Source organism: Candidatus Eisenbacteria bacterium (assembly GCA_016867715.1).
GTDB lineage: Bacteria > Orphanbacterota > Orphanbacteria > Orphanbacterales > Orphanbacteraceae > VGIW01.
In genome coordinates, this window is the sequence record VGIW01000090.1 from 1 (window position 1) to 13307 (window position 13307).

The 13307-nt window shown below is 65.7% G+C and carries 9 protein-coding genes; 3 read left to right on the forward strand and 6 right to left on the reverse strand.

What is annotated here, in order from left to right:
• From FJY73_12020 to FJY73_12030, 3 genes are all read right to left on the reverse strand, one after another.
• Nucleotides 1-237, reverse strand: a 237-nt coding sequence (locus FJY73_12020; GenBank protein ID MBM3321392.1) for a hypothetical protein, incomplete at its 3' end; no start/stop codon positions are given.
• A gap of 33 nt (nt 238-270) precedes the next feature.
• A complete protein-coding gene (locus FJY73_12025; protein MBM3321393.1) occupies nt 271-2886 on the reverse strand; it encodes a PepSY domain-containing protein in 2616 nt (871 codons plus the stop codon).
• Between the two features lie 25 nt (nt 2887-2911).
• On the reverse strand, nt 2912-3991 hold the full coding sequence (locus FJY73_12030) for a DUF4931 domain-containing protein (protein MBM3321394.1): 1080 nt from the start codon (nt 3989-3991) through the stop codon (nt 2912-2914).
• Nucleotides 3992-4252: 261 nt separating this feature from the next.
• Between FJY73_12030 and FJY73_12035 the strand changes: the two genes are divergently transcribed.
• Nucleotides 4253-6286 (forward strand): glycosyltransferase, encoded by a 2034-nt coding sequence (locus FJY73_12035; GenBank protein ID MBM3321395.1) that lies wholly within the window; start codon nt 4253-4255, stop codon nt 6284-6286.
• Between the two features lie 12 nt (nt 6287-6298).
• Here FJY73_12035 and FJY73_12040 read toward each other — a convergent pair whose 3' ends face one another.
• Nucleotides 6299-7333 carry an SPOR domain-containing protein gene (locus tag FJY73_12040; GenBank protein MBM3321396.1) on the reverse strand — a complete coding sequence of 345 codons (1035 nt, stop codon included), beginning with the start codon at nt 7331-7333 and terminating at the stop codon, nt 6299-6301.
• 131 nt (nt 7334-7464) lie between these two features.
• Between FJY73_12040 and trpS the strand changes: the two genes are divergently transcribed.
• Nucleotides 7465-8439 carry a tryptophan--tRNA ligase gene (gene trpS / locus FJY73_12045; protein ID MBM3321397.1) on the forward strand — a complete coding sequence of 325 codons (975 nt, stop codon included), beginning with the start codon at nt 7465-7467 and terminating at the stop codon, nt 8437-8439.
• Nucleotides 8436-10535 carry a hypothetical protein gene (locus FJY73_12050; protein ID MBM3321398.1) on the forward strand — a complete coding sequence of 700 codons (2100 nt, stop codon included), beginning with the start codon at nt 8436-8438 and terminating at the stop codon, nt 10533-10535. The genes trpS and FJY73_12050 overlap by 4 nt, the downstream gene beginning before the upstream one ends.
• A gap of 1 nt (nt 10536) precedes the next feature.
• Here FJY73_12050 and dsbD read toward each other — a convergent pair whose 3' ends face one another.
• Both dsbD and FJY73_12060 read right to left on the reverse strand, forming a co-directional pair.
• Complete coding sequence (dsbD, locus tag FJY73_12055; protein MBM3321399.1) at nt 10537-12354, reverse strand: protein-disulfide reductase DsbD; 1818 nt, start codon at nt 12352-12354, stop codon at nt 10537-10539.
• A 10-nt stretch (nt 12355-12364) separates the two neighbouring features.
• Nucleotides 12365-13168, reverse strand: a complete 804-nt coding sequence (locus FJY73_12060) for a M48 family metalloprotease (GenBank protein ID MBM3321400.1) — start codon at nt 13166-13168, stop codon at nt 12365-12367.
• Between the last annotated feature and the right edge of the window lie 139 nt (nt 13169-13307).

The window sequence follows — 13307 nt, forward strand, 5'->3', positions numbered from 1 at the left end:
AGAAGCCGAGTCGGACGCCGCGTCTTCCGGGGCCGCCGCCCAGAGCTGGGTTCCGATCGAGACGAACCGAGGATCCTCGGCGAGAAGAGCGCGCACGATCGGACCGGCCGTGGAGGGGCGCGGATCTTGTACGCGGAGGAAGCGCCGGGCGATCTCGGTCGCCTGAACTCCCTCCGGATGATCGCGGAGAAAACGATGCACGCGCCGGAGTCGGTCCCCCTCGCCCAAATCCCGCATGGACGCGCCCTCCCCGGCCGGGAGCTTCCGCCTCTATCGCAAGAGAACGACGGTTCCGGTCTTCTCCGCCCCGGTCGCCTCGAGCCGATAGACATAGATACCGGGCGCGACCCGGCGCTTCTCGTCGTTCGTCCCGTCCCAGACGACCGGATGAACCCCGACTTTCGTCGGACCGTCGAGGAGCCTTCTCACGAGCCGTCCCGCTACATCATAGATCGACAGTCGAACATTCGATTGTTCGGAAAGAGTCAGCTCGAACGAGAGGTTCTCTCCGAAGGGGTTCGGCCCCGAGAGGAGGAGCCGCGTCGCGGAGGGCGCGATCATGAAGGAATGGAACCCGCTCTCCGGGCTCGAGGCTCGGTTCCGAAGGGGCGAGGTATCGACCGCGGTGATCCGGTAGGAGTAGGTGCCGATCCTCCCCGGGCCCACGGGGAAAGTTCCAGTATAAACCGAATCGCCGGCCGCGGCGGAGAGGGAGAACGCCCCTTCCGCGGCGGCGGCGCCCGATCCGGCGAACGTGTACGAAACGACCACCGAGTCCGGATCGATCCCGACGTTGTCCCTCACGACCGCCGCGATCGAAACGGGGAGCTCGCTCTCGAGATAGTCCCCGAGAGGAACGTGGGTGATCCGCGGCGCTCTTGTGTCGACGACAACGTACGTTCGGTACGCGCTCGCCGGGATGCGGGCTGTCCGATCGAGCGCGTCGACGGTCTCGTAATAGTAGGCGATCGAATCGGTTCCCGTTTCGACGGCGAGCGAACCGACAAAGAGCCCGGAACCAGACGAGACGAGAGCAAGCGTGTCCTCGCCCGGAGCTTCGAGGCCGAAGATCACGCGGGCCGCGCGGATCGGCACCCGGGCGCTCAGGCTCAGGCTGCAGAGAAGGGCAGTTTCTGTATAAAGCGTTTCGGGGTGCGCGGCACTGATAAGAACCACCTCCCCCGTGTTCGCCTCGGTCAGGATGCCCCGGTTCCGGAAGGCGGTGAAGATCTCGACCGCGTGCGCGCCGCCGGAGAGCTCGCGGTCCGCCTGGAGGATCGCCCACGCCCCATCCTCGAACGTCGAGTTCGGCGAGGTCCCGTTCAGATAGAAATGACTCTCGAGAATCGTCCGGTCGGCCGCTTCTCCGCCGATCGCCTGGTGGATCTCCCAGAGCGCGCCGGACCAGATCAGCGAGTTCAGGTAGATGTTTCCGCCGGTGAGCGGGCGAAGCGAGTCGGGGACCACCGCACCGTTGTCCACGCGGCGTCCTGCCCAGCGGCAGAAGGGCTCCTTCCGGTTCTTGTCCCAATCGAAGACCTGGCCGAGATCGAACGTCACTCCCACCCGAGCGGCGTGCGACTCCGCCCAATAGTCGGAAAAGCCCTCGGCCATCGCGCCCATGTACCCGGACGGATAGCCCCAGTTCGGGACTTGGCCGTGCTCGATCAAGTGGCCGTACTCGTGGATGAGAACGTCGGCATCCTCGGCATCGTCCACGCACCCGTCCCCGTAGGCCAAGCGGTGAAGAGGAGGCGGATCGTATTGGGAGTTGTCTTGTCCTCCGAGCGCGTGCACGTCCACGGCGATCGGCATGACGCCGATCGAATCGGCGCGCACGCCGTCGTACCCGAGGCTTCGGAGATAACGCTGGATCCCGTCCAGGTGGTAGTACGCCATCACCGCCTCGAAGGAGTCGTCCGCGCGCTTCGACCGAAAGCTATCGGGGTGGCTCCGCGTCGGCGGAGGACTCCACGGATTCATGAAATCCGCGATCCGGACGAAGCGCCCTTCGAGAGCGTACGGGGCCCCGCCGGTCGGCGAAGCGAGATCCCGAAGACTCACGACGCGATACGCAGGATCGAAGACCGCTTGGTCCGTATCGTTGAGATCTCGAAGGTTCGTATCCGCGAGAACACTCACCGGATTCGGCGTCCAAACGAGACCGCTTCCGTCGAGAAACATCGAGCGGTTCGTTCGATCGACGACGAGACCGCTTTCCGCGTCGACGTCGACCTCCCAGAGACCCGAAGGATCGTCGCGGAAGAAGCGGACCCGCCAAACGAGCCGAAGCCCCCTCTCTTCTTCTCGGTAGACGAGCTCCGCCTCGGCGTCCGGAGGCGGCGCGCCTTCGGCGGCGAGGAAGATCGCGTCCTCCGAGGAGAGCGCCGCAAGGGCTTTCGCGGGAACCGGGCGCGTGTCCGCCGTGAGATCGATCCAGAGGAGCTCGCCGGTCCGCCCGAAGTGGACGCCCAAGCGCCCCGGTTCGACCGGAACGCCGTCGACCAGGCGGCGAAAGACCGCGTGCTCGCTCGCGAGACCGCGCCGGACGAGCACGAGCTCGAGCTCGCCCACGATCGACCCGAGGCCGAGATCGTCCGGCAGGCTCTCGAGGATCGCCCGCGCGCCGAGGTCCGACGCACCGGCCTTCGCTTGCGGTCGGCTCGCGCCCCGAGGCGCCGCCCTTCCCGGGCGCCCGCTCGCTTCGTCCCTCCAAACGACCCAATCTCCGGAGACCTCAGCGGCGCCGAGCGCGCGCGCCTCGGACGGCGAATGCCCTGCCGCCCCCTGCTTCGCGGGAGCGGGCGGAGCGGCGAGAGCAACGAGAAGGAGAACAAGAACCCCCGCCGGCATCGGCCGATGGGGGAGCGCGTGCGGCATCCTCACCGAAGACCCTCCGATCGCAAGTCGGCTATCCGGGCACCTCCGACCCCTCCGCCGTCGGCGTCTCCTGCGCGTGCGTCGGATCGACGGTCCGGAGGTGCAGGGCCGCGTTCTCCGGAGGAATCGGGTTGATGTAGAAACCGGTCCCCCATTCGAAGCCCGCGATCCGCGTGAGGCGCGGAAGGATCTCGACATGCCAATGATAGTCGTATCGGACCGTCGCCCAGTAGCCGGGGCGGCTCGGCTTCGTGTCGATGTTCGGGGCGGAATGGAACATGTAGTTGTACGGCGGGTTCTTGAGGCCCACCGCGAGCCTCCCGAGAACATCCTTCATCAGACCGGCGAACTCTCGGATGTCTTCGGGCGACGTGACCGCGAAGGAGTGCTCGTGGTTTCTCGGCGCCACGAAGACTTCGAAGGGGAAGCGGCTCGCGAAGGGGCAGAACGCGACGAATCGCTTCGTCATCGCCACGATCCGATCTCCCGTGCCGATTTCCTGGCGGATCAGATCGCAGAAGACGCAGCGCTCCTTCCCCATGTAGTGCTGGCGCGCCGATTGGAGCTCCGTGCTCACGGTCTTCGGGGTCACGGGAACCGCGATCACCTGGTGATGCGGATGAGCGAGAGAGGCACCCGCGCTCATTCCTTGATTCTTAAAGAGAATCACGTAGCGGAAACGCCCGTCGCGGAGAAGATCGACATGCCGTTCCTGGAGGACGCGATAGACGGTCGCTCCGTGATCGATCGGGAACTCGGTGATCGAGGCATGATGATCCGGACTCTCGATCACGACCTCGTGCGCGCCGATCCCGTTCACTCGGTCGTAAACCCCCTCGCCCGACCGCTCGAGCTCCCCCTCGATCCGGAGCGCCGGGAACTTGTTCGGAACGACGCGGATCTTCCATCCGGGCGTGTTCGGACGAGAACCGCGGTCGCGGATCGCTGTGATCTCGGGCGGGGTCGACTCCTCGTTCCCCTCGCAGAAGGGGCAGAACGCCCCCCGAATCGTCTTCTCGGGCTCGACGGCGAAGCTGTCCGGCCGCTGGGCCCGGTCGGTCGCGATGATGACCCATCGTTTCTGAATCGGATCGTGCCTGAGTTCGGACATCGTGTCTCCGGCGGGCGCTCCTTGAATGCAGACGCCCGTGTGCGCGCTCTCCGCTCCGGGCCGCGCTTCCGGCGGCGCGCCTCTCCTTTCCCTCGTGCGCCCCAAATGTAGGGGGAGCCGCCCGCGCGCGCAACCGGAAAGATGCGGCTCGGGAACCGAAGAAGACGCGCATGGAGAAGGTTTTGCGTTCTTTCTTCCGCGAATCCGCTACACTACGATTCGAGGGGGAGGTTCCCCGCCCGAGAACCGCGAGGGTTGACCGTGAGAAGTCCGATTCGACGAGCGCTCCTCCCGATCCTCCTCATCGTCGCCGATCTTCTCGCGTTGAACGCCGCGTACGGTTCCGCCCTCTATCTCCGGTTCCACTCCTACAATCTCGCCGTGTGGGCGGAGCGATTCGGCGACCACTATCTCTCCTTCCTCATCTTCTCGAATGTCGTTTACCTTCTCCTTCTTCTCTACTATCGCGAGCCGGCCTTTCCCCGGCGTTTCAAACCGACCTTCGTCGTGCCGCGGATCGCGAAGATGATCCTGGTCTTGATGCTCGCCTCGGTCATGCTCCTCTTCCTTTCGAAGGGGTTTGCGACGAGCAGACAGGCGTTTCACTTCTCAAGACCGACTCTCGTGGCGTTCTGGGTTCTTTGCGTCGTGTATCTTTCCGCCGGGCGTTTCCTCGTGGGGATCTTGCAGCTCTTCCTATTTCGCTCCGGACGCCTCGCTCGGCCGGTTCTGATCGCCGGGCAGGGCGCCCCTCTCGAGGACCTCGAGGCGAGGCTCGCCTTCAACCGTTGGTTCGGAGTTTACGTCGTCGGGAGGTGCGCGGTGCATCCCGAGGAGACCGTCTCCGAAGCGGGGATCGAGGTCTTCCCCGACGCGCGCGCGCTCGCCGATCGGATCCGCGCGTCCGGAGCGCGCGAGGTCTTCCTCGCGGTGCCGCCGAGCGATCTCCGGCAAGTCTTCGATGTGCTCGAAGCGGCCGCGCTCGCCGGAGCGAAAGTGCGCGCGATCCCCGGCTTGCTCCAGATGATCGCGAGCCACCTTCTCCTCAGCGAAGCGCTTCCCGTCCACGACCGCGCCAAGGAGGATCTCGTGTACGAGCTCTATCGGCGCGTCGACTCGCATTTCGAGCTCGAGCTCGCAACGGTCGCCGTGATCGGAGCGAAAGGGATTCCGCCGACGTGGGGCGGCATCGAGCGGCACGTGGCGGAGCTCTCCAACCGGCTCGCGCGCCGCGGCTTCCTCGTCAAAGTCTACGCGCGTCCCTACTACACGAGCATTGAGGGGCGCTTCCGCGGCGTCGAGGTCCTTCGCCTTCCCACGATCCGCACGAAGCACCTCGACGCGATCTCGCACAGCTTCCTCGCGACGCTCCACACGCTCCTCCAGCGGGTCGATCTCGCGCACTACCACGCGCAGGGGCCTTCGGTCCTTTCGTTCGTCCCCCGGATCGCGGGCATACGAACCGTCGTCACGGTGCACGGGCTCGACTGGAAGCGCGAGAAGTGGGGAGCTTTCGCGCGATCGTGTCTCAGGACCGGAGAGGCCGCGTCGGCCCGCTTCCCGAACCGGACGATCACGGTCTCCCGCACGTTGAAGAAGTACTACGAGCGGAAATACGGCCGCCCCGTGCACTACATCCCGAACGGGATCGAAGTCCGCGACATGCCTCCCGCGGAGGAGATCACGGCCGAGTTCGGCCTCCGGCCTCGCGAGTATCTCTTGTTCGTCGGCCGCCTCGTGCCGGAGAAGGGGTGCCACTATCTCGTCGAGGCCTACCGGACGATCGGCACGGACATGCCGCTTGTCATCGCGGGAGGATCGAGCTTCTCCGATCGCTACCTCGAGGATCTGAAGAAGCTCGCCGCGGGGGACCAGAGGATTCGCTTTCTCGATTACGTCTACGGGCGCGCGCTCGAAGAGCTCTACTCCCATAACTACCTTTACGTTCTCCCCTCCGACGTAGAGGGGCTTGCGATCACGCTGCTCGAAGCGCTCTCGTTCGGTTCGTGCGTTCTCGTCTCCGACATCGAGGAGAATCTGGAAGCGCTCTCCGAGAGAGAGGGGCCTCCGGACGAATGGGAGGACCCGGCGGCCTCGAGCGGCGAACCGTATGGCTACTGGTTCCGCCGGGGAGATGCGGGCGATCTCGCGCGGAAGATCGAGTCGCTCCTCGCCGATCCGGCCCGGGTCGAGCGCGTCCGCAAGAAAGCGCGCGAGTGGATCCGCGCGCGCTACGACTGGGAGATCGTCGCCGGAGAAACCGCGAGCCTCTACCGCGACGTCGTCAAGAAGTAGGAACAGCGCCGGCTACAGTCCCGAGCGGCGCTGAGCCTGCGCCCACGGAATTCCATAGCGCTTCTTTAGCTCCGCGGCGTGCGCGTTTGCCTCGGCCGCGGTCTCGAAGTTGCCGAGCAGAAGGCGGAACCAAGTCCCCCTCCCCGGAACCTCGTCCTCTTCGATCGTCACGCGCTCCCCGCGCTGAATCCAGCTCGCCTCGTCCTCCTCCGCGAGCCGCTCCGTACGGAACGAGCTCACGTGAACCCCATAGGGGAGAAGAACGAACGTCGCCTCGCCAGTCTCCTCGCGATCGGCGGCGGTGACGACCGGAGGCGGCGTACTCTTCGGTGCAAGGGACGGAACGGCGCCGCGAGCCTCCGATTCCGCCGCGGGCGCCTCCCGCTCGGGCGACTCCTTCTTTTCGAGATCGAGCAGGATCTCCGCGAAGCGGTCTTCCACGGGATCGCTTGGAACAGTTGTTTCCGGTTCGAGCACGGGCGGCACCGCATCTTCCTTCCGATCGAAACTCGGAAGAACACCGGGCGCGGCGAGCGTGTCGGAGGGGACCACGCGAAAACGCGGTTCGTGCGGGGCGCTTCCCGGAGGAACCGCTTCCACGAAGAGCGTGTCGTACCGAACACGGTTCTCGAGCTCGAGGACCTGGACCGGTCCCGGCGGCGTCGGAAGCGCTTCCGATCGAAGGGGCGGCGCGGCGAGCCGAGCGGCCGGTTCCGGATTCGCGAACGACCCCTTGAGCCCCGCGAGGGAGAAGAGAAGGGAGACGGCCGACACGCCGATCATCACCTTCTCGCGAGACGCCGCGTCCCAATACGCTCCGGCTTCTCCGCCTTCCGCCGTCAACTCATCGGCGCGCGCCTCATAGAAACGGAGGTCGCCGATGCTTGAAGTAAGAATCGTTGTGTTGAGAAGCACGAGCGCCCCCCAGAAGACCGGCCCGCCCATCCAGGACGGACGTTCGCCGGGCGGTTCGGTCGCCGACGCGAAGCCCGCTTGGGGAGCGGCGAGGAAGACGACGAGAAAAGCGGTCAAGATCGAGCGAAACATGCGTTCTTCCCTCCTTCTTCGCTTTTCGGCGCGAACCGCCTCTATCTTGACACGAGCCGGCTCTCCGCGCTAGTCTATTGCAAATTCAGTAGTTCCGAGCGCTCCGCCTCGCGGCGGAAAGGAGAGTCTCCGTGAGCCGAATCTTCAGCGGAATCCAGCCGAGCGGGGAGATCACGATCGGCAACTATCTGGGAGCGATTCGCAACTGGGTCCGCCTGATCGACGAGCACGATTCGATCTTCTGCGTGGTGGACCAGCACGCGCTCACCGTCGAGTACGATGTCGGGGAGCTCCCGAAGAAGATCTTCGATGCGGCGGCGACGAACATCGCGGCCGGACTCGACCCCGCGAGGTGCGTTCTCTTCGTCCAGTCGCGCGTCCCGGAGCACACGGAGCTCGCCTGGTACTTCAACACGGTGACACCGATGGGCGATCTCGGACGGATGACCCAGTTCAAGGAGAAGTCGAAGCAGCACCGCGAGAACATCAACGTCGGGCTCTTCGACTACCCGGTGCTGCAGGCGGCGGACATCCTCCTCTACAAGGCCGACCGGGTTCCGGTCGGCGAGGACCAGGTGCAGCACATCGAGCTCGCGCGGGACATCGCGCGGAAGTTCAACGCGCGCTTCGGCCCGATCTTCCCCGAACCGCAGGTGATCCTCTCGCCCACGCCGCGCATCATGGGGCTCGACGGAGAGGCGAAGATGTCGAAGTCGATGAAGAACTACATCGGAGTCCTTGAGGAACCCGCTTCGATTCGGAGCAAGCTCGCCGTCGCGCTCACCGACGAGAATCGGAAGCGGCGCACCGACCCCGGGGACCCGGACATCTGCAACATCTTCACTCTGCACAAGAGCCTCTCCTCCCCCGAAGAGATCGACCGAGTGAACGTCGAGTGCCGGCGTGCCGGGATCGGATGCGTGGACTGCAAGAAAATCCTCGCGGACAACATGATTCGCGAGCTCGATCCGATCCGAGAGAAGTTCCGGGAGCTGGAGCGCCGGCCGGACGAAGTGCGCGACGTGCTCGAGAAGGGAGCGGCACGCTGCCGAACGATCGCCGCGGCGACGATGGACGAGGTGCGGAGGGCGATAGGCCTCCGTTGAACCGGTCTTCGTCGAGACTCGTTCCCGATCTTCGCGAGGGGCTCGGCGCGCGCGCGGCTCTCGCGCGGCGCGGCCTCCCGGCGCTCTTTCTTCTCGCGGCATGCGCGTCCGCCGCTTCGGCGGACACTCCCCGAGTGGTTCACGCCCTCCCGGCTCCAGCGGTCGCCGGCGCGAAGGTCGAGCTCGTCTTCACCGTGCTCGGCGACGAACGACCTGCTGCGGCCGATGCGCTCGTTCGCGCGGTCGGCGACACCGCCTTCACGCGTGTCGCGGCGGAAGAACGGAGAGGCGTCTATCGCGCCGCGGTGCCGGAACGCTTGGTCGCGCCTCCCGGGTTCGAGTACTTCCTGCTCGTGAGGACGCTGAGCGGCGAAGAGATCACGAGCCCGGCTCGGAACCCGACGGAGAGCCCTCACCGAGTCCCGGTTCTCTCGGCGGGGGCGACCGCGCGCATCGTGATCCTCTCTCCGGAGAAGGGCGAGATCGTGCCGGACTCCTCCCTCTTCTCAATCTCCGTCCTCTTCGACCCCCCGCTCGCCCCCGGGGACAGCGCGTTTCTCTATCTCGATGGAACGCTCATCACCGAGGGAGTCGAGCGAACGGAGGACTATCTCTACTTCCGGCCGGAGCGCGCCCCCGCGCGCGGGGCTCACGAGGCGAGGGCGGCCGTCCGGACCGCGTCCGGCGAGCGCGGGGAGCGTTCATGGACGTTCTTCTTCGAGGAAGGTCCGAGAGGAGCAAGGCTCCTCGCTTTTTCCGGAAGAGTCGAGGCGGGATGGGCGTCCGTCTCGAACGCGGGGATCGAAGGGGATCCGTATCTCCTCTTCGAGAAGACCTCCTCCCTCGCCTACGACGGCTACGCGTCGGGAAGCTGGGGGGAGCACGCGTTCTTCCTCTCGAGCTCGCGGGAGCCGATCTACGACGACGAGATCCGCGCCGCAGGACGCTTAACCTCCGAATCATTTGTTCTTGAAGTAGGGGACGTGTATCCTTCCTTTTCGGAGATGACCGTTTCCTGGCTGTCGGGAAAGGGCGCTCTCGCGACCGTGCGCCGGGGAGCAATCGAGAACTCCTGCTTCTTTCTCCGCTCCCTCCCCTCCGACACGGCGGACGGGCTCGGTGTCTACTCGCAGTTCCTCGCGGGAGAGAAGCTCTCCGTCGCCGGCGAGCGTTGGGATGCGGCCTTCCAAGCGGCATACGGTTGGGAGCGCGAGTCCTCCGTCCCCGAGACTCTTCGCGTTCTTTCGCCCTTGAAGAATCTCGTCCTGTCGGGGAGCGCCTCCCTCCGCGCGGGCAAGGAGCGAAGGCTCGACGCGGAGATCGGATGGAGCGACACGGAGGAGGACGAGCGCGCGTCCGGCGGCGGCTGGCGCATCCTCGCGACGATACTCGACTCGCCCCGCCGCGCTCTCTCCCTCGAGGCCCACGACTATCGCTCCGATTTCGCTTCGCTCGCGAGCCCGACCGTGGACGGCGGGGAGTACGGCGCGGTTCTCAGCGCTTCGGCGCGCGCGTGGACTCGCTTTCGCCAATCGTTCCGCGCGGAGGTGCTCCGGGACCGGAATTCCGCGCAGGAGCACGACCCAAGCGCCCGCATCGTCCTGATCTACGGGCGAACCGACTACGACCGGAAGGCGCGCGGGATCGACTGGAACCACTATCTCATCCTCCGCTCGCACGAGATCCCCTACGCCGACCGGCCTTACAAGAACGCGTACGGAACGCTCGGCTTCTCCGCCCGCGGCAAAACGCAGACCATCTCGATCAGCGGGACGAGATCCGAGACCCGCTCTTCCTCCCGCACGCGGTCGTGGAGCGCCGGCGCGTACTGGAGCGGCGAAGCGGCGGACGGCCGGTTCTCCTGGAAGCTCGCCGAGAGATACAGCCATTCGGAAACAAGAGAGGACACGACGGGAGCGGGCATCGAGACGACGACCGCGAAGCCGGAGCGATGGTCGTTCACGGCCGAGTGCGGAGTCCGTCTCGCGGGGTTCGAGTGGCGCGCCGAATACGAGCGGATCGATGAGAACGATCCGCCGGAGGAAGAGCGCTTCACGCAGCACCTCCTCCTCCTCGTCGCCGGACGAAGGTTCTAGCCTAGCGAACCGAGCGCAGGATCTCCACGAACGGTCCCGGCTCCATGAAGCCGGTCACCGTGAGGTTCTCGTCGCGGCGTCCCGACGAATCGATGAAGACGATCGTCGGAAGGCCGCGAACCCCGTACTCGGCGAGGAGCGCGCGGATCTTCTCCGTCGAGCGGGTGCAATCGACGAGGATCATCGTGAAGCGGCGGCTCTCGCGAATCACCGCGGGGTCGGTGTAGGTCTTGTGCTCCAGCTCGCGGCAGGCGGCGCACCAGTCCGCCGTGAAGTCGATCACCGCCGGATTCCCTTCGCGCGCGGCCTCCGCAATCCCGAGATCGTGGTCCGGGATCCACGCGATCTCTTCCGCCTGCGGGGCGATTCCGGTCGCCCCCGGGAGCGGGAGGAACGGCAGGAGGAGGGTCGCCACGAGCAGCACGACGCCGAAAGCGCCGAGGACGAGGACGAACGTCCTCGCGATCCTCCGCGCCGCGGGCGCGCCGGGGGGCATCGCTTCCAAGAGGCCGAAGAAGACCGCCGCGACCGTGAGAAGCGCGCCGGCGAGGGAGAGCACGAGCCGTTTCGGTAGAAGCGGCGCCGCAAAGTAGATCGCCACGCCGAGAAGGAGAAAGCCGAAGACGCGCTTCACACTGTCCATCCAGTCGCCTGCGCCGGGAAGCGTTCCGATCAACCCGGAGAACGTTCCGATCGCGAGAAAGAGAACGCCGATCCCCATCGCAAGAGTGAAGAGAAGCGTGAACCCGAGAAGCGCGCTTCCGGTTTGCGCAATGTACACGAGAAGGCCGACGAGAACCGGACCGACGCAGGGGGAGGCCACGAGCCCCGCGACGATCCCCATGAGGAAGATCCCGATCCATCCCCCTCCCCCGCCGACCCTCTGGAGACGCACCGCGACCGACGAGGGAACCTGAAGCTCGAAAACGCCGAACATGCTGAGCGCGAGAAGAACGAAGAGGAGCACGATGCCGCCGACGAACCAAGGATTCTGGAGGATCGATCCGAACATCGCGCCGGTGGTCGCCGCGACGAGGCCGAGAGTCGCGTAGGTGAGCGCCATCCCGAGAACATAGATGAGGGAGAGAAGGAAGTTCCGGAGCGCCCCCTTTTCTCCTCGCGCCCCGATAATGGAAAGCGTGATCGGGATCATCGGAAAGACGCAGGGCGTGAAGGAGAGGAGAATCCCCGCGAAGAAGACGGCCACATAAGTGAAGAAGAGGCCGCGCGAGGCGATCCTCTCGCCCACATCGAACGAGCCGGGGGCCGCCGCAGGTCCCTTCTCGGCTCGCGTTTCCTCTTCTTTCGCTCCCTCCTCTCCCCAGCTCCAGGCGAGGTCGTAGGCCCGCTCCTCGGGAAAGTAGCAGAACTCGCTCGTACACCCTTGAAAGGCAAACTGAATGCGGATGCGCTCCGGGAACTCGGAGCCGCTCCTTGCGGCGAGGAGCGCCCGCACCATGAGATCGCGGTCGTAGATCTCCGTCTCTTCCTCGAGGAAGGGATCGAACTTGATCGTTCCGGAAGGGAACTCCGCGGCTTCGAGGCGGAGGGCGGTCGTGTCGAGAAGATCGACCGACATCATGTGGCGGTAGAGATAGTGGTCCGGAGGAACCTCAAGATGGAAGCGGATCTCGGCCCGATCGGGCTCCGCGCGGAGACGGACCGCCTCCCCCTCGACGATGAAGGGGCTCTCCTGGGCGAAGAGGCCGCCCGCCGCGAGAAGAAGGGCGGAGAGGGCGAGCCCCCACGCGGCCCGAACGCGCGCGCAGCTTCGAAACGAGGAATCTCGAACGGCTCGTTCTCGATGTTCAGACGTCAAACGATTCTCCTCACGATCCGCTCCGGGCGCGGATCCTCTCTTGGACGCGTCGGAAGCGCTCCGAGTCGCGGGTCGGCGAGGCGAGCGCCGGGAGGGACGCGATGTAGGAACGCGTATCGGAGATCCTCTCCGCGGTGGGCGGGTGCGTCGAGAAGAACTTCTCGATCGAGGAGGGCTTTCTCTCGTGCATCGTCTGGAGCTTCTCGAAGAACGTCGCCATGCCGTTCGGATCGATCCCCGATCGGTGCGCCTCGTCCACGCCGAAGCGATCCGCCTCGCGTTCCGCGTCGCGGGAGTACTTCATCAAGGCTCCGGTCGCGGCGATGTTCGCGACGAGGCTTTTCACGAGCCCTGGATCCTCGCCGAGCGCGATCTGGGCGATCATCGCGATCCCGTACTGCCGCGTGAGCATCTTCGCGCTGTGCCTCCCGACGACGTGACCGACCTCGTGGGCGATCACTCCGGCGAGCTCCGACTCGTTCTCCGCCGTCGTGATGAGCCCTCGGTTCACGTAGAGGAACCCTCCGGGGAGCGCGAACGCGTTCACCTCGTCCGTGTCGACCACGCGGAAGCGATACGCGATGTCGGTCCGGTCCGAGTTCCTCGCGAGAATCTGTCCGAGACTGTCGATGTACGCCTCCACGACCGGATCGTCGAGCATCTTCATCTCCCGCTCGACCTCGGCCGAGAACTCGGCCCCCATCGCCACTTCTTGCTCGGTGGAGACGAGATTGAGCTCGGAGACCGCCGCGCATCCGGCGAGGAGCGCCGCGAAGAGGAGCATCGGGGAGCATCGCGCAAGGGAGCCGGTCATGGCCGCATCTCCTCTCCGGCCGACACGGGCCTGAGTCTCGCGGTGAAGTGGCGAAGCACAGGCGCCTCGTGTACGAGATCGAGCCCGCGGATCATGTCGCGTCTCCGGAAAACGGAGCAGATCGTCTCGCCTGTGTATT